The organism is bacterium (genome assembly GCA_030652805.1).
GTDB lineage: Bacteria > JAHJDO01 > JAHJDO01 > JAHJDO01 > JAHJDO01 > JAHJDO01.
In genome coordinates this window covers 1-17897 of the sequence record JAUSPT010000036.1, presented here as the reverse complement: position 1 = coordinate 17897, position 17897 = coordinate 1, and the positions used below count along the sequence as shown (strand labels likewise).

Below are 17897 nucleotides of genomic sequence, written 5' to 3'. Positions count from 1 at the left end.
TCCGAAATCCGAAATCCGAAATTCGAAACAAATCCCAAATTCAAATTTCCAAATTTTCTAAACACTATTTCATTCCTCTCAGAATTGCGCCGAAAATATTTGTGAGTTCTGAAGATTCTTGTATTAAATTTTTTCTTTCTTTTTCATGCTCAACATTGTTACTTATATCTATCAAATTTAGCCAATAACTGCTTTCTTTGGCTTCTTTTCGACAGATCTTAACTCTCATTGCAAAATCTTTTTTACTTAATGATTCATTGGCTTCAATATAATTTGCGCCAACTGAACCAGATGATCTAACAAGCTGTTTCCCATCCTCGATGTTTGCTATCGTTTTTGGTAATTTCTTTATAAATGTCCTCACTCTTCTTGCAAACTCAAGAGTGCGATCTTCTAAGTCATACTGTTTCGTATTTTTCATTTTCTTTTGCCCACCATAGTAAATAAGCAAATTCCATGCCAAAACTTTAAGATAAAATTCAAAATCCAAATATTGAAATCCGAAACAAATTCAAAATTCAAATTTTTGAAATTCAAAATATCGTTTTGGACATTTAGATTTCTGTTATTTGATATTGTTTCGTATTTCGTGCTTAGTGCTTCGAATTTGCTTTTACTAGTATGCATGTTTATGAAAACAGAACTCCAGAATTGTTCTTACAAGGATTTTCAGGTCAAAGGCTATAGACCAGTTCTCAATATAGTACAGGTCGTATTTGGTTCTTTCTGCAATTGATGTATTCCCCCTTAGTCCGTTTACCTGCGCCCATCCTGTTATGCCCGGTTTTATCCTGTGTCTTGACATATACCCCAGTATATCATTCTTAAACTGTTCTACAAAGAATGGTCTCTCTGGTCTCGGGCCAATAAGACTCATATTTCCCCTGATTATATTCAAAAGCTGTGGAAGTTCATCAAAGCTCATCTTTCGCATAAACGAGCCAACTTTAGTCCGTCTCGGGTCCTTTTCCTGCGCCCATACAGGGCCAGTATGTTCTTCAGCGTCCATACGCATTGACCGAAATTTATACATAGTAAAAATCTGATTGTCCTGACCGACTCTCTCCTGCTTGTACAATACCGGCCCCTTTGAATTCAGCTTTATAGCTATTAAAAGAGCTAATAATAAAGGTGAAAGTATGATCAGCAGGATAGCGGACAATATCAGGTCAAAGGCTCTTTTCAGGAAAAGATTGAAACCCTGAAGAGGGGATTCCTTAAGCCCTATTACAGGTATGCCGTCTATGTCATCTACATTTACTTTGCTTGTTACAATTTCATACAGGCCCGGCACAATGGTGAAATCTACGTTCAGCTCGGTACATTTTAATATGATGTCCAAGGTGTCCTTGTTTGACACATTAGGCGATGCAAAGATGATTTTATCAATGTTTTTCTCTCTCGCTATTTCAGGGATTTCAGAGATCCCTCCTAAAATTTCCGGATTATTTTTGCTTTCCGAAGAAGTAATTTCCTTATCTGAAATATACCCGATTATTTTATAACCCAGCGCAATATGCTTCTGGATTTTGAACGCTATTGCTTTTGCGGTTTCATCCGTGCCGACAATGATTACATTTCTAATGCCAAAGCCTCTCTTTATAGCTGCTATCTGTATTTTTCTGATCGCCATGCTCATAAGCGTAATACACAGGAAGTTAAAGGCAGAAGCATACCCGAATGTTAATCTGGAATAAGAAAACTGGCGGTACAGGAATGTTATAGCCATTAAAACCAGAGTGGCAAACAGGACTGCTTTAAAGATGAGATATACTTTATCAATCGGCGAAATGAAAGAATTTCTCTGTTTATACAATCCGTGATATGAAAGCGATATCAGCCAGATAGGGATTACAATTATCAGCAGTTTTAGATAAGGATGGAAAGCAGGAATGTATTCTGCAGGAACCTTGTGTATGTAAAAGCGAATATAATAGGCTAATAAGAAGGATACTGCAGTCATTAGAGTATCTGAAATCACAGAGAGTATTATAAATGGAGACTGCTTAGGATTCTTAACCATTACACGAAATTGTGTTTTGTATATTCTTGGTATTTATTCATAATCGCATCCTTGATTTCCTTCTTGAATCTCTGCTTGTTGAAAGAAAGAGTGTTTTTGCGGATTTTATCTTTATCAAATCTTATTTTCTCAAAAGTTCTTACAGCTTCAATCAAAGAATGCGGATTTTGTTCTTTAAATAGAACTCCATTTAGACCGTGTTTAACTGTTTCCAGAACGCCGCCTTCAGCGTATGCAATTACTCCTTTGCCGCATGACTGAGCCTCAATAGGAGTTATGCCGAAATCTTCCTTGCCCGGGAATATAAAACCTTTGCACATAGCATAGTATTCGTGCAGTATATTATCAGGCTGCCAGCCTAAAAACGTTATGTTAGGATTTGCTAAGGCTTTCAGCTTTTTTTCTTCCGGACCGCTGCCGATTATTATAAGAGGCAGTTTCAGCTCATTGAACGCTTTAATGGCTATATCAATTCTTTTGTAATAAGTTAATGCTGAGATCATAAGATAAAAATTTTTATCCCGAGACAATGTCTCAGGCATTGCCTCGGGCATCGGTGTATAGAAATCAGTGTCCACAGGCGGATATATAACGCTTGATTCTCTTCTGTAATAATGTTTGATTCTTGTTGCAACATGTTTTGAAATAGCGATAAAATCATCTACTCTGCGGGAGGATGCTTCATCCCATACCCTTATGCGGTTCATAAAAAAAGGAACGGTAAACTTAGAAATAGGACCGAGCCGCTCGTGGGAGAAATACTCGTGATACATATCCCATGCATATCTCATTGGCGTGTAGCAATAGCATATGTGATAGGTTTCTGGAGGCGTTAGGGCGCCTTTAGCAACGCAGTGGCTGCTGCTCAGGACAATATCATATCCCCTCATATCAAATGACTCTACAGCAATAGGAAAAAGAGGCAGGTAATTTCTATATTTTGTTTTTGAGAAAGGTAGGTTCTGAATAAAAGACGTTTTAATATTCATTCTGTTTATAGTGTCTGTTATTTTCTCGGGAATATGGACGAGTGTGAAGATTTGAGCGTCCGGAAACAGCTCGCAGAATATCTCCAGACACTTTTCTCCGCCCCGCATACCTGTGAGCCAGTCATGGACTATTGCAACTCTCATTTTAATTTCCTTTTATTATTGTCTGCTCGGCATATGTCTCGCCTCCGCAGCAAACACTCTCCTGTCTCCCTTACGACGCACTAAAGCTGGGCGGCTCAACACACACCTCTCATTCATAATTAAGCATTAAAAACTGAAAATTCACAATTTGTTAATTACAAGTCCAGTAAGCAACTTAGGATAGAAATATGTGGATTTTTGAGGCATAACTTCACCTTTAAGAGATATTTCCTTAATCTGGCTGAGTTTTGTCGGATTTAAGAATAGTAGAAGCTCATAGAAACCATTATCTATTTGCCTGATGCCTTCCTCTTTGTCAGATACGTATTTTATGTTCTTTTGGCTCTTTACTTCCTCTTCTGTAATTCCGAGTATGTTTTCAATAATTACCTTATGCAGGATTGCGACATCAAGCTCTTTCCATGCATCGGGTATATTTTCCTGAACAAGGGGTTTCAACCCCTTGTGTTTCAACGCGTAAAATTCACCCTTTCCCATATATAGTCCAAATATGTGTTTATCTCTGTTTTTCTCCATATATTCAAATAGATTCTTTTTGTTGGTCTGGATCACATCAAAATAGGCAGATAAATTTTGTTTGAATGTAGACTTGTCAAATTGAGGTATTACCTCTTGAGGTATTACCTCTTCAGGCAGATCTTTTAAAAGCCTGTGTGTCGGGAGAACAACAAGACCTGAGTCATTCATTTCACATAGGTACGTCATGATAAAGTTATAAGGTTCATCTCCAGTATGACTGCTATTGGTTTTAGCTAATTTTTTCTTATAATTAAGAGCTGTTTCATACCTGTGATGCCCATCAGCAATAAAAACTTTTTTATCCTGCATAGCGTTAATGATCGCGGCAATATCATCCTTATTCGCAATCGCCCATAGTTTGTGTTTTTCTCCTTTTGTATCTGTAACATCCGCAATGGGCGAATCGGAAGTGTGTGTTTTTAGTATTTGAGATATGGTATGTTTTGTGTCCTGATACAGTCCGAATATTTGAGAGAGGTTCGCTTTACATGCGTTCATTAAGCGCAACCTGTCTTCTTTAGGCGCGCTCAACGTTTTCTCATGCGGCAGAACAGTTCCAGTTTTAAAATCTTCCAATTTCAGCAAACATATAAAACCTGTTCTTGTTATATCATCTCCATTAATATTAAAAATCTGCTGATATATGTATATTGAGAGACATTCGTCTCTTTTTATAATATCAGAGTTTAACCACTGATTAAGCAGATTGCGTGCAGAGTTGTATTTGTCATTTCCCCCGTCAGGCTCAGGCAATATGAGTCTTATAATATTATAGGGGCTGGAATTAAGATAGTCTCTTTTTTCCTGCTCGGAGATCACATCATACGGCGGCGAGACAACCTTTTCTAAGTTCTGTATTTTTTCTTTATTGTATCTAATGCCTCTAAAAGGTTTAATAATAGCCATATTTATCTCCCATTAACGCATATATGCTTCTGCAACTTTACAGAATGCATCTATCATGTATTGAATGTGTTTTTTTTCATACACTGGATGAACAGGAAAGGCGCATGTTCTCTGCTCAAGCCACGAAGCATTTTTACATATAAATCCTGAATAGTCTACTGCTTCAGCTCGTGTATACTCTTTTGACTCAAATGGGAATTTAGCTGTGCCAAAGCCCATATGCTCAGTAAATGCTTTTTCCCTGTAGGATTGCCACCACTGAACAGGCATAACAGGAACGCCCTCTTTTGCTATAGAATCTACAAAGGTCTGAATATCGCATGTCAAATTATCCATATTCAGTGTAATTGGAAAGAGCCAGAATGCATTTAACCTGTCAGATTTATGAGGCGGTAAGTACTTAATCGCATTATGATTGGATAATGCTTTTATTATCATCTCTCCGTTTCGTCTTCTATTCTTTAAATGATAGCTGTCAAGTCTTGCCAGTTCTTTTAGTCCTATAGCTGACTGCATTTCTGTCATTCTATAATTAAAGCCAACCATCTCGTGAATATATGGGAGCCTCTTGCCCTCTGCCTGAGCTTTGAGTCTTGCCGGGATGTTATACCCATGGTCTCTGAATGACTTGCATTTCCATGACAGGTCTTCATCATTTGTAATTGCGCATCCACCTTCACCACCAGTTGTAAAGTGTTTAGTCTGACAGAAACTAAACGCTCCAGCATTACCTATTGTACCGGCTTTTTTCCCTTTATAAACTCCTCCGAAGCATTGTGCGCAGTCTTCAATTACAAACAGGTCATGCTTTTTTGCAATCTCCATGATTGGATCCATATCGCAGACAATACCGTAGAGATGCACAACAAGAATGGCTTTAGTTTTTTTATTTATTTTTTTTTCAATGCTCACAGCGTCAATTGTATGATCTTCCTTTTTAACATCAGCAAAGATTGGTATAGCCCCTGCCTGCAGAATACAAAAGGAAGATGCTATAAAGGAATATGAAGGGCATATTACTTCGTCTCCGGGTCCTATTCCTAAGCATGAAACTGCTGTATGCAGCGCAGCAGTTCCGTTCATTACAGATATACCGAATTTTGCTCCGTTCCACTGGGCAAACTTGTTCTCAAATTCCATTCCCAGAGGGCCTGTCCAGTAATTAGTTTTTCCATTTTTTAAGGGGCCCATTGCGGCCTGAATTGTTTCCTCTTCAAAATGTGGCCATTTTGGAAATGATTCTTCACAAACTGGTTTTCCTCCGTTTATTGCAAGTTGTTCTTTACTCATATGTTCTTCTCCTTGTCTGGGATACAATCCACTTACTATTCACTTTTATATAGTTTATTAAGTAATTCTACTGCTTTATCTCTTAATATATAACCTGCTTCCTGCTTGAAAGCTGCGCCTGTTGATTCATATCCTCCCTGTTCAAAAGATTCCTTTCTGGCAATATATCCCAGATAATCTCCGCCTAGTTCTATAACGAAAGTTTTTGAGAAAGGAGATATTTCCTTTATTTCAAGTCCGAACTCCACAAAATATTCACATGGTACAGTTATAAATGCTATATCTCCTATTCTGACAGCGGTAATTTCTGTGGTGTATTCACCCTTGCCCAGTTCTTGAGTTCTGAGCAACCCTCGGCTCGCAAGAAATTCTTCCATATGTCCAGGCCAATCTGAACCTGCGTAATTTTTTCTGCTTGATACTATTTCTTTTGCCTTCCTGATAGAATTTTCATCATAATCCTTTAAAGGCATTTTTACCTGGATTCTTTTTCCTGAAACAGTAGCGTCATCTCTGAATTTCTCCATTCTTGCAACAGTTTTAATTATCTCAGAGCCTAGAACTCTTCCTGTGCGTAATGCATGTTCAAAATATTCGTATTTTTTATTTGGGTCTCCTTTTACATTATGATGATTGATATTGCCCATAGCTCCTGAAGTATAAACAAATCCTATATCTCCCATTTGTCTTGCAATAACATTGTTTATGACTCCCGGGAAATCTGCCGATACTTCATATCCATCAACAGTGTCTGTATGTAATGCGAAATTAACTATAAGTCCATCAATTTTATTATAGTCCTCTCCAAAAGCCAAAACTCCCACTTCAGGGTCAATTGGCCCTGCAGGCTTAATAATATCAGGATTTCCTATTCCGGGATTTGTTATGACTTTTCCATTTTTCATTATAAATCTGCGGTTAAAGGAAACACCATGTTCTTCTCCACTCAAGCACGCTACTTTTGTTTCTTTTGTTGAGTGGAAAGCATCAACTGCTGCAGACGCTATTCTGGAAGGCAATGCTGTAAGCCATTTTTCATCCAGTCCATGTGTAATTCCAGAGTCGTTTTTGTATATTAATGAAGGACCTGTATGTGTGTGTGTTGCGCAGATAATGATGTTTTCATCAGGGATTCCAGTTTCTTTTTCTATGAGGTTTCTGGCAGATTTAACTTCCTCCTTCTCCATTCCAACTAAATCACATGAAACTATGCAAATTTTGTTTTTGCCGTCATCAAATACTGCAGCTTTAGCAAACAATGGATCATGAATTTTTTTAGCTATTCTTACATCAAAGTGCCCTTGAAGATAGCATCCGATATCTGGAGTGATGTCTATCTTTGAAAATCCTGCTTTTAACATTTTTACTCTTTCTACTTTCCTTTTTGGGAAAATTCAACAAACATTATATCTGATATTTTATTTGTATCATAGGAAATTTTTACGCTTGTAATTTGATAAATGCTAAAGTATATTAATTTCCCGTTACATATGTAAAATCATAGGCAATTCAGTATGTTCAGAATATTAGATGTAAAACAGTTATCCAAAGAGATAAAGAGCATGGTGGTCTCAGCGCCGGAAATAGCCAAAAAAGCAAAACCAGGGCAATTTATAGTGCTTAGAATAGATGAGAAAGGGGAGAGAATTCCCCTTACAATAAATGATTTTGATCCAAAAACAGGCAGTATTACCATAATATTTCAGGAGGTTGGGAAAACAACAAAAAAATTGGGAATGTTAGAAAAAGGGGATTCCTTAATTGATGTTGCAGGACCTCTTGGACATCCGGGAAGAGTAGAGAAGATTGGAACAGTTGTATGTATTGGAGGAGGAGTCGGCGTAGCGGTTATATATCCTGAAGCCAGGGCATTAAAAAAAATAGGGAACGAAGTTCTCTCAATAATTGGAGCAAGAGCTAGAGATATGGTTATTCTTGAAGACCAAATGCGGAAAATCAGTGATGAATTGTTTATTACAACAGACGATGGCTCATATGGAAGAAGAGGAGTTGTTACTGACCCGTTAAAAGATATATTGACAAAAAGGAAGATAGATCTGGTCATAGCTATCGGGCCTATAATTATGATGAAGTTTGTATGTCTTATGACAAAGCAGTTCAACATTCCGACAATTGTTAACCTCAACCCTATAATGGTGGACGGCACTGGTATGTGCGGTTCATGCAGAGTGACTGTAGGGGGTGAGGTAAAGTTTGCGTGTGTTGACGGACCTGAATTTGACGGGCATCTTGTTGATTTTGATGAGTTGACGAACAGAAATGCCAGATTTCTGGATGAAGAGAAGGAGTCCTTATGTGCTTCTGGAAAGGGGGTATGCAGATGCAAAAAAGACTCTTGATGCCTGAACAGCTGCCACAAGAGAGAATAAAAAATTTTAATGAAGTAGCTCTTGGATATACTGATGACCAGGCAATTGCAGAAGCAAAAAGATGCCTGCAATGTAAAAAAGCTCCATGTATGGCAGGATGTCCTGTAGAAATAGATATTCCGGGATTTATAGAACTTGTTGCAGAACGCAAATTTCCAGAGGCGCTGACTATACTAAGAGAAAAGAATAATCTTCCTGCTATTTGCGGTCGTGTTTGTCCTCAGGAGACACAATGCGAAATAGTATGTACTTTGAAGAAAAAAAGTGAACCTGTTGCAATTGGGAGGTTGGAAAGATTTGTTGCAGACTGGGGGAGGAAAAACAGACGACAGACGACAGAGAGAAAAGAGCAGAGGGCAGAGGGCAGACCACGAGCAGCAGTTATAGGTGCAGGTCCGGCTGGTCTAACATGTGCCGGTGATTTAGCAAGGATGAGTTGGAAGGTAACTATCTTTGAATCCTTGCATGCGCCAGGAGGGGTGTTAAGATACGGTATTCCTGAATTCAGGATGCCGAGAGATGTTCTTGATTATGAAATAGAATATGTTAAAAATTTGGGAGTAGAGATCAAGACAAATATTATAATTGGAAGGACTATTACAATTGAGGAATTATTTGACGCAGGCTATAAAGCTGTGTTTATTGGTACAGGTGCAGGATTTCCGTATTTTCTTGGGATACCCGGTGAAAACTATAATGGTGTTTATTCTGCCAATGAATTTCTTACAAGAGCAAATCTTATGAAGGCTTACAGGTTTCCTGAATATGACACTCCAATCAAGATAGGAGTGAAGGTTGCTGTGGTTGGAGCAGGGAATGTGGCTATGGATTCAGCAAGGGTTGCGAGACGTCTCGGGGCAAAAAAGGTTTGCATAATTTATCGCCGTTCGCGTTCTGAAATGCCTGCAAGAGCTGAGGAAATTCACCATGCAGAGGAAGAAGGAATAGAACTTGATCTGCTTACATTGCCTATTGAGATAATAGGGGACGAGAAAGGTTGGGTTAAGCAGGTAAAGTGTCTCAAAATGAAACTTGGAGAACCTGATGATACAGGAAGAAGAAGACCTCTTCCCATAGATGGATCAGAGTATTTAGTAGATATAGATACAGTAGTTATTGCAATTGGGCAAGGGCCAAATCCTCTGCTCTTATCTATGACTCCCGGGTTGAAATTAACTAGAAAGGGGAATATAGTTGCTGATAATATTACAGGAGAAACCTCTCTCGAAGGAGTATATGCTGGGGGGGACATTGTAACAGGTGCAGCCACAGTGATTGAGGCTATGGGAGCAGGCAAGAGAGCTGCTAGAGCTATAGATAACAGCGTAAATTCGAAGCACAAAGCACGAAATACGAAACAATATTAAATGACCAAAATATAAATGTTCAAAATAACGTTTTGAATTTTGAAAATTTGAATTTAGAATTTGTTTCGGGTTTCGGATTTAGAATTTAGGATTTTTATGTAACGGAGTTCAGTGAATATTTACAAAGAAAAAATAATCGGTATTCTGGGGGGAATGGGTCCTGCCGCAACTTGTGATTTATTCAGCAGAATAATAAAACTCACCAAAGCAAAAAAAGATCAGGACCATATCCATATAATTATTGACAATAATCCTGAAATTCCAGATAGGACTCAGGCTATATTCAATAATGGGGAAAGTCCTGTTCCCGCATTGATAGAATCAGGCAGAATGCTGCAAACAGCAAAAGCAGATTTTATTGTAATTCCTTGTAATACAGCACATTTCTTTTATGACGAACTTAAAGGGCACCTAGGGATTCCAATAGTCCATATGATAAGAGAAGTTGCAAAAAAGATTCATAAAGAATTTCCCAATGTTAGAAAAGCTGGATTATTATCTACGCGAGGCACAATAAAAGCAGGGCTGTATCAGAAAGAGTTGATAGATTTTGATATAGAGGTAATCAAACCCGATGAGAGAGTACAGGACATGGTTACTGAAGCAATATTCGGGGAAGAAGGAATAAAATGCGGATGTTTGGAAGGAAAGAGCAAAAAGCTAATTTATAATGCAATTGATAATCTTATAAACAATGGCGCAGAACTTATAATAGGCGGGTGTACCGAGATTCCGCTTGTGGTAGATTTAAAAACAGTGCCTCTGCCATTCATTAATTCCAACCAGGTATTAGCAGAAACAGCTGTAAACATGGCTAAGGGTAATTATGCATAAGGATATAAAAAAGAAACTTAAGCAGATTGATCTGGACCATATCTGGCATCCCTTTACTCAGATGCAGGAGTATGGAAAAGAGGAACCAGTTATAATAGAGAAAGCGTATGATTCTTTTCTTGTTGATATTGACGGCAAGAAATATCTTGATGGTGTTTCATCCCTCTGGGTTAACATTCATGGTCATAGAAGAAAAGAAATAGACAGAGCAATAATAAAACAAATTAAGAAGGTGTCTCATACAACGCTTCTTGGATTGTCCAATACGCAGACAATATGTTTGGCTAAGAAACTTGTTGAGATTACACCTCCAAATCTTAAAAGGGTGTTTTTCTCTGATAATGGTTCTACAGGGGTAGAAATAGCCTTAAAAATAGGTTTCCAATACTGGCAGCAAAAAGGAGAATTACAAAAAAACAAGTTTGTCTCCTTTATTGGAGGATATCATGGAGATACTTTAGGCGCAGTTAGTGTTGGTGGTATGGACCTCTTTCATAAGAAATATAAACCGCTTTTATTTAATAGCTTTAAAGTACCATGTCCATATTGTTATAGATGCTCAAAAACATTTCGGCTATGTAATATGGCTTGTTTAAAGAGATTAAAAAATATACTGGAGCAAAAACACGAGAAAATTATTGGTGTAATTATAGAGCCGTTGGTGCAGTGCGCAGGAGGGATCATAGTAGCTCCAGAAGGTTTTCTGAGGGCAGTAAGCAAGTTATGTAAAAAGTATGGGGTGTTATTAATAGCAGATGAAGTAGCTACGGGTTTTGGCAGAACAGGAAAGATGTTTGCTTGTGAGCATGAAAAGGTGAAACCTGATATTATGATTATATCTAAGGGACTAACAGGGGGATATCTTCCTCTAGCAGCCACATTGGTTACAGAAGAAATCTATAATCAGTTTTTGGGTGAGTATGATGAACATAGAACTTTTTACCATGGACATAGTTATACTGGTAACTCTCTTGCCTGTGCAGCTGCACTGGCAAGCATAAGAATTTTTGAAGAGGATAGGGTTCTTGAGTCTATAGAGGAAAAAATAGAATTCTTACAGATCGGGCTTAAAGGATTTGATAAGCTGGCTCATGTAGGAGATATCAGGCAGAAGGGGCTGATAGCAGGGATTGAACTAGTTGAAAATAAGGATAGCCATAAACGATATCCTCCGAACAGACGAATAGGGCATAAAGTAATTTTAGAGGCTAGAAAAAGAGGGTTAATTATTCGTCCTTTGGAAGATGTCATTGTTCTAATACCCCCATTGAGTATTAGAATTAAAGAACTTAGTCAGATTCTAAAGATAACCTATGATTCCATTAAAGCAGTTACAGAATAATTATATCTATAGGCTTGTAATTACATTGTCAGTGTGTGTATGTTTTCTTATTACATCATGTGCCAGAAGTAAGCCACAGGTAACGCTTGACAGGCATCCTCAAGCTCCAGATTTTTCACTAACGAGTATTGACGGTGATAGAGTATATCTCTCTTCATTCATTGGCAAAGTTGTTATTCTGGAGTTCTGGTATAGCTGGGACCCTCTTTCAAAAAAGCAGGCAGAATACTTGCAGCATATACAGAATGTTTATAGTAAACGCAAGGTTGTAATTCTGGCAGTTGTAATGGATGAAGGTAGTTTATCTCCTGCAAGGTTGTTCACGAAAAAATTTGGCATAACATATAAAGTTCTTATAGGAGAGAAGTATGTATATGAGCTGTATGGAGGCATTAGAAGTTTCCCGACTATATTTATGATTGATAGGCAGGGCAGAATATATGGAAAGGGATTTGGCTTGCAAAAGCTAGATGTGTTGGAACCTGCTGTTTTGAAGTTGTTAGAGGAGTGAAGCTCAATATTGTGTACGCATTTGCATTTTATTGCTATTTTTGTTCATAAAAGTATGATACTATAAAGTTGTTATGGATAAAAAGCATTTTGAGGTTTTACCTTTAGGAAAAAATGATGACGATACATATTGGAAAACAAAATCTTATATAGAAAGACTTCAATGTATTGAAACGATGAGAAAGCATATGTTTAATTATGATAACCTTTCCGAAAGACTTCAAAGAATTTATACAATTGCTCCACTCAAAAAAGATTGAGTATCTTGTCATTGGTGGTTATGCAGTAGGTCTTTATGGCCATCCTCGCACGACTGGTGATATGGATATATGGGTGGCAATTCACGAAAATAATGCTTTAAAATTAGTGGAAGCATTGCATGAATTTGGATTCACTTCTCAAGAAATAAAAAAAGATTTCTTCTTGAAAAAAGCACAGATAATTCGAATGGGGGTCCCTCCACTTAGGCTTGAAATTATTACTTCCATTGATGGTGTTCTTTTTGAAGAATGCTATAAAAATAAAAATACAGTATTAATAGAGAATGCCGAAGTTGATTTCATTTCCTATGAAGACTTAATAAAAAACAAAAAAGCGAGTAAGCGACATAAAGATTTAGACGATATTGATCATTTAGAAAAAATTAATGAGACATAATAAACTGATTTACTGAATGCTATTCCAATTTCGTTCCTATCAATGCTTGCCCAAGTCGCTGATTTTGGATTTTTAACATAGAAGGAGTGAAGCTTAATGAACAGTGTGATTGCTGACAGAATGTCTTTAATAGATTCTTCCGGAATAAGGAAGGTTTTTGCTTTGGCGTCTAAATTAAAAAATCCGATAAATCTGAGTATAGGACAGCCGCATTTTGATGTGCCGGAAGAGATCAAAAAAGCTGCCATACAAGCAATTCAAAATGGATTGAATAAGTATACACTCACTCAGGGTATACCTGAATTGAGGGGAAAGATTAAGGCTCAGCAAAAAGAGAAAAGGAATATAAGTCTTGAGGAGATAATGATTAGTTCTGGTACATCAGGACTGCTTCTACTGGCTTTTATGTGTCTCATTAATCCTGGTGATGAAGTTATTATATTTGATCCTTATTTTGTAATGTATAAACATTTGGTCAGAATAGTTGGAGGTGTCCCCGTGTTTATTGATACATACCCATCATTTAATATTCCTGTTGATAAGATTGAAGGGGTTATATCTAAGAAAACCAAAATTATTGTAATAAACAGTCCATGCAACCCAACAGGAGCCGTATATAGCAAAGATCAGTTAAAAAATCTTGCGGATATAGCTGCGAAACACAATATTCTTATAATTTCAGATGAAATTTATAATGAGTTTGTTTACGGGGAAGATTCTATTTCAATTGCAGAAATCTATGAAAACACATTGGTACTGAATGGATTTTCAAAGACCTATGCTATGACAGGATGGAGACTTGGCTGGGCTGGGGGTCCGAAATGGTTGCTTGATGAGATGATTAAATTGCAGCAGTATACTTTTGTTTGTGCCCCTTCAATTGTTCAATATAGTGGGCTTAAAGCCATGGATTATAATACAGCTCACTTAATAGATTCATATAAAGAGAAAAGAGATTTGATGTATAATGGCTTAAAGGATTATTTTGAGATATTAAAACCGGAAGGCGCATTTTATATGTTTGTAAAGATTCCAAATGGGGTGACTGATGAAAAATTTATTAACGAAGCTGTGAAGAACAATTTATTAGTCATACCAGGAAGTGTGTTTTCAGAAAGAAATACCCATTTTCGCATCTGTTATGCTGCAGAGAATAAAGTGCTCTATAAAGGTATAGAGATTCTTCAAAACTTATCAAGGAAGCAATATGTCTAATTTATCCGCAATAATTTTAACCCATAATTCATCCGACACATTAGAGAAATGTCTTGAAAGCATTAAATGGATAACCGACATAGTTATAGTAGATTCCGGAAGCACAGACAGAACAATTGAAATAGCTAAAACGTATACTGACAGAGTATACTATAACAAGTACGTAAACTATGGAAGACAACTGAATTGGGCACTGAAGAAGATAGCGAATGACTGGATATTGGTAGTTGACTCTGACGAAGCAGTAACAACTGAGTTATCCAGGAATATAGAAAAGCTTATAAAAAGCAGGCCTGCTCTGAATGGCTATTACATAACTCGCAAGAATTATTTTTTAGGAAAACCAGTTAACTATTGTGGATGGTATCCTGATTATGTCTTGCGACTATTTCAGCGTGAGGGAGCAGTATATAAAGACAGAGAATTAGGTTCAAGCGTTGAGTTGAAAGGGGAAAAAGGCTATTTATGTGGAGATCTGATTCATCAGCCATATCGTAATCTGGAACATTATTTCCAGAAGTTTAATAAATATACTGATTTGGCTGCTAAGGAAATGCTAAAGAAGAAGCGCAGGATAGGGATATTTCATTTAGTTCTATGGCCTTTTGGTAAGTTCTTCAAAATGTATATTCTTAAAAGGGGTTTTTTGGATGGAGCTGTGGGTATAATAGTGTGCACATTAGGCGCTTTTTATGTATTTTCTAAATATGCAAAAGCGTGGGAAAGAAAATGCAAGAAATAGATACCAGTCAAGTTAAAAAGATTGTTGTAAGAAGTGTTAACTGGATAGGTGATGCCATTATGACTACGCCGGCAATCACACAACTGGCAGAAAATTTTCCAGATGCAAAAATTACCATTGTTGTAAAAGAATGGGTTAAAGATGTGTTTATTGGCAATCCATTTATTGATGATATTATTGTTTGCAATCCAAAGAACCGAGTCGGATATATCAGATTGATTAAAAAGTTAAGAAAGGAAAGATTTGATATAGGAATAGCCTTTCCTAATTCCTTTAGTTCAGCACTATTTTTATTTTTACTTGGCACAAAGTATAGAGTGGGATATAAGACGGATTGTAGAAACATGTTTTTAAACATAAAGACTCCACGCACAGCAGATTTGGAGTTTGAAAAGCTCAGGATAGATTATTTTTTAAATATAGCTAATTTAATAGGCAAAAAGCAAGCAGATAGAGAACTAGTTCTAAATGTTTCAAAAGAGTCGGAAGCCTTTGTGAAAAATTTTCTTAAGAAAAATAAGATAGATGAAACAGATACAATAATAGGATTTAATCCTGGAGCTGCGTATGGGAAAGCAAAGTGCTGGCCTGCTAAAAAATACGCAGAATTAGGTCTCAGATTGATTAGTGCTTATAATGTAAAATTAGTTTTGTTTGGCGGTCCGCATGATCAAGGTCAAGTAAATGGACTGGCAAAAGGATTAAGAAACAAATGCGCTATGGCAGCTGGAAAGACAACTCTTCAGGATAGCATAGGTCTGGTTAATAAATGCAGATTATTTATAACAGGGGATACAGGGCCTCTGTATATTGCATCTGCGTTAAGAGTTCCAACACTGGCAATCTTTGGCCCGACAAATCCAAATACAGTTGCAATTCCATCTGAAAAATTACAGATAATATATAAGAGAGTTAGCTGCTCACCGTGCTTTCTTCGGAAATGTCCAAATGATCACAGATGTATGGAGGAAGTGAGTGTGGAAGAAGTGTTTGCTGAGATTTCAAGAATGATAGAGAAGTTTGTGTAATGGAAAGTCTATTCTTTGCAATAAATTTTTTGACTATTCTTCCATTTGAGAAATTCTCAAGAAGTATTAAAGAAAAGAAAATAAAGGACTCCGTCCTGTTTTTCCCTGTTGTTGGCATAATTCTTGGATTGATGCTTTCCACTGTCTACTTAATCCTTAGAAACATGTTCTCTCCACTTGTGTTGAGTGCGTTTATTGTAACGATACTTGCAATACTAACAGGAGGACTGCATCTGGACGGGTTTATAGATTCTGTAGACGGTTTATTCGGCGGCAAGAATAGAGATGATATGCTAAAGATAATGAAAGATCATAATGTAGGTGCATTCGGCGTTATTGGAGTAGTGTGCTTGTTAATGTTAAAATTTGCACTTATAGGTTCTCTTCCTAAAGATATATTTGCAAAAGCAATATTCATAATGCCTGTTCTTTCCAGGAGTAGCATGAGTTTCGTTTTATTATTAACTCCAAGTTCAAAGAATAATGGATTAGGAAGTATTTTTGCAGGGGAAAGGAAAGCAGTGTATTGGTTAATTCCTGTACTTATTTCTTATATTCTTGTAGTCTTGCTGTTCGGAGTAAAAGGAAATTTCATCACTTTTTTCGCTTTTTTGTTTGCGATTATTATGCGAGGATATTTTTTAAGGAAGATAGGTGGTGTTACAGGAGATACTCTGGGTATGTTGAATGAATTAGTAGAGGTATTTGTTCTGTTTTGCGTGCGGGGATTTGTATGAGCATATTAGTCATAGGTTCTGTTGCTTTGGATTCTGTCAGGACTACATTTAAAGAGGTAAAGGATGTTCTGGGCGGCTCAGCATCTTACTTTGCATATGCAGCAAGCTATTTTGGAGGAGTCAGTTTAGTAGCAGCGGTAGGAGGGGACTTTCCACAGAAGTATGTGAATCTGTTTGATGAAAAGGGGATAGATATTACCGGATTGGAAAAAAAGGATGGGAAAACATTCAGATGGTCTGGAGTTTATAGGGAAGATATTAATCAAAGGGAAACATTATCTGTGGATCTGGGCGTTTTAGAAGACTTCTGTCCTGAACTTTCAGATAGACACAAGAAATCAGACTATGTTTTTCTCGCAAATATTGATCCTGAACTTCAGCTCCATATCTTAAATCAGATTGAAAATCCGAAACTAGTTGTCTGCGATACAATGGATATTTGGATAGAGAATAAAAAGAGCGAACTTCTGGAGGTATTTAAGCGAGCAGATGTAGTTCTGCTGAACGATAGTGAGGCAAGACAGCTGGGTAAAGAATCTAATCTTGAGAAAGCAGCTGATAAAATATTAAAGTTAGGTGCAAGATATGTGGTGATAAAAAAGGGGGAACATGGAGTGATGCTCTTTATAGAAGATACATGTTTTTCTTTGCCAGCATATCCAGTAAGAAATGTGCTTGATCCTACAGGCGCAGGAGACAGTTTTGGTGGCGGATTCTTAGGTTACATTTCCAAAGTGAATCCCGATGAATATATGGACAATGCCATTCGTAATGCCCTTGTTTATGGAACAATAATAGCATCTTTCACTGTGGAGGATTTTAGCCTTAACAGGTTAATAACTCTTAAAGAACATGAAATAAAAAAGCGTATCGAGGAGTTCAGGAAGATACTAGAGATAGAGAATTTGACACAGTCTTTTGGCTGTGTATAATGGATTTTGAGAATTGCGGGTGTAGTTCAGTGGTAGAACTTTAGCCTTCCAAGCTAATAGCGTGGGTCCGATTCCCATCACCCGCTCCAAACAGAAAAGCGCTTGGGTATTCTGTAACACCAAAATGATAATGTCCTATTTGGCCAAAATAGAAATGTCCGCTTTTAAGGAAGCTATAATACCCGATTTAAGAGGAGGGTATTATGGCAGAAAGGGACATAATCATGGCGAGTCAAAGGGAATTAAAGCGG

17 protein-coding genes and 1 tRNA gene are annotated in these 17897 nt (G+C 37.2%); 12 read left to right on the top strand and 6 right to left on the bottom strand.

The window, feature by feature from the left end:
* Positions 1 to 64: 64 nt before the first annotated feature.
* The 6 genes from Q7J67_03815 to Q7J67_03790 form a co-directional block, all read right to left on the bottom strand.
* On the bottom strand, positions 65 to 421 hold the full coding sequence (locus Q7J67_03815; GenBank protein ID MDO9464404.1) for a four helix bundle protein: 357 nt from the start codon (positions 419 to 421) through the stop codon (positions 65 to 67).
* Positions 422 to 616: 195 nt separating this feature from the next.
* Positions 617 to 2023 carry an undecaprenyl-phosphate glucose phosphotransferase gene (locus Q7J67_03810; GenBank protein MDO9464403.1) on the bottom strand — a complete coding sequence of 469 codons (1407 nt, stop codon included), beginning with the start codon at positions 2021 to 2023 and terminating at the stop codon, positions 617 to 619.
* Complete coding sequence (locus Q7J67_03805) at positions 2023 to 3156, bottom strand: glycosyltransferase (GenBank protein ID MDO9464402.1); 1134 nt, start codon at positions 3154 to 3156, stop codon at positions 2023 to 2025. The genes Q7J67_03810 and Q7J67_03805 overlap by 1 nt, the downstream gene beginning before the upstream one ends.
* Before the next feature lie 141 nt (positions 3157 to 3297).
* Positions 3298 to 4602: a DUF1015 domain-containing protein gene (locus Q7J67_03800; protein ID MDO9464401.1), complete on the bottom strand. Its 1305-nt coding sequence runs from the start codon at positions 4600 to 4602 to the stop codon at positions 3298 to 3300.
* A gap of 12 nt (positions 4603 to 4614) precedes the next feature.
* On the bottom strand, positions 4615 to 5892 hold the full coding sequence (locus Q7J67_03795; protein ID MDO9464400.1) for a DegT/DnrJ/EryC1/StrS family aminotransferase: 1278 nt from the start codon (positions 5890 to 5892) through the stop codon (positions 4615 to 4617).
* 35 nt (positions 5893 to 5927) lie between these two features.
* Positions 5928 to 7253 carry a hypothetical protein gene (locus tag Q7J67_03790; protein ID MDO9464399.1) on the bottom strand — a complete coding sequence of 442 codons (1326 nt, stop codon included), beginning with the start codon at positions 7251 to 7253 and terminating at the stop codon, positions 5928 to 5930.
* A 153-nt stretch (positions 7254 to 7406) separates the two neighbouring features.
* Between Q7J67_03790 and Q7J67_03785 the strand changes: the two genes are divergently transcribed.
* The 12 genes from Q7J67_03785 (at position 7407) to Q7J67_03730 (ending at position 17735) form a co-directional block, all read left to right on the top strand.
* Positions 7407 to 8252, top strand: coding sequence for a sulfide/dihydroorotate dehydrogenase-like FAD/NAD-binding protein (locus Q7J67_03785; GenBank protein MDO9464398.1), 846 nt, complete (start codon positions 7407 to 7409; stop codon positions 8250 to 8252).
* Complete coding sequence (gene gltA / locus Q7J67_03780; GenBank protein MDO9464397.1) at positions 8228 to 9649, top strand: NADPH-dependent glutamate synthase; 1422 nt, start codon at positions 8228 to 8230, stop codon at positions 9647 to 9649. Before Q7J67_03785 ends, gltA begins: the two co-directional genes overlap by 25 nt.
* Positions 9650 to 9760: 111 nt before the next feature.
* Positions 9761 to 10483 carry an amino acid racemase gene (locus Q7J67_03775; GenBank protein ID MDO9464396.1) on the top strand — a complete coding sequence of 241 codons (723 nt, stop codon included), beginning with the start codon at positions 9761 to 9763 and terminating at the stop codon, positions 10481 to 10483.
* Entirely contained in the window at positions 10476 to 11825 is a 1350-nt protein-coding gene (gene bioA / locus Q7J67_03770) for an adenosylmethionine--8-amino-7-oxononanoate transaminase (GenBank protein ID MDO9464395.1), read from the top strand. Before Q7J67_03775 ends, bioA begins: the two co-directional genes overlap by 8 nt.
* Positions 11797 to 12336 (top strand): TlpA disulfide reductase family protein, encoded by a 540-nt coding sequence (locus tag Q7J67_03765; protein ID MDO9464394.1) that lies wholly within the window; start codon positions 11797 to 11799, stop codon positions 12334 to 12336. The genes bioA and Q7J67_03765 overlap by 29 nt, the downstream gene beginning before the upstream one ends.
* 197 nt (positions 12337 to 12533) lie before the next feature.
* The gene (locus Q7J67_03760; GenBank protein MDO9464393.1) at positions 12534 to 12992 is read left to right on the top strand and encodes a nucleotidyltransferase; all 459 of its coding nucleotides are present in this window, start codon (positions 12534 to 12536) and stop codon (positions 12990 to 12992) included.
* Between the two features lie 96 nt (positions 12993 to 13088).
* Complete coding sequence (locus Q7J67_03755) at positions 13089 to 14207, top strand: pyridoxal phosphate-dependent aminotransferase (protein ID MDO9464392.1); 1119 nt, start codon at positions 13089 to 13091, stop codon at positions 14205 to 14207.
* Positions 14200 to 14949, top strand: a complete 750-nt coding sequence (locus tag Q7J67_03750; GenBank protein ID MDO9464391.1) for a glycosyltransferase family 2 protein — start codon at positions 14200 to 14202, stop codon at positions 14947 to 14949. Before Q7J67_03755 ends, Q7J67_03750 begins: the two co-directional genes overlap by 8 nt.
* Positions 14937 to 15977 (top strand): lipopolysaccharide heptosyltransferase II, encoded by a 1041-nt coding sequence (gene waaF / locus Q7J67_03745; GenBank protein MDO9464390.1) that lies wholly within the window; start codon positions 14937 to 14939, stop codon positions 15975 to 15977. Before Q7J67_03750 ends, waaF begins: the two co-directional genes overlap by 13 nt.
* Positions 15977 to 16714, top strand: coding sequence for an adenosylcobinamide-GDP ribazoletransferase (gene cobS, locus Q7J67_03740; protein MDO9464389.1), 738 nt, complete (start codon positions 15977 to 15979; stop codon positions 16712 to 16714). The genes waaF and cobS overlap by 1 nt, the downstream gene beginning before the upstream one ends.
* Positions 16711 to 17646: a PfkB family carbohydrate kinase gene (locus Q7J67_03735; protein MDO9464388.1), complete on the top strand. Its 936-nt coding sequence runs from the start codon at positions 16711 to 16713 to the stop codon at positions 17644 to 17646. Before cobS ends, Q7J67_03735 begins: the two co-directional genes overlap by 4 nt.
* Positions 17647 to 17661: 15 nt before the next feature.
* Positions 17662 to 17735 (top strand) — tRNA-Gly (locus tag Q7J67_03730).
* The last annotated feature ends 162 nt before the right edge of the window (positions 17736 to 17897 follow it).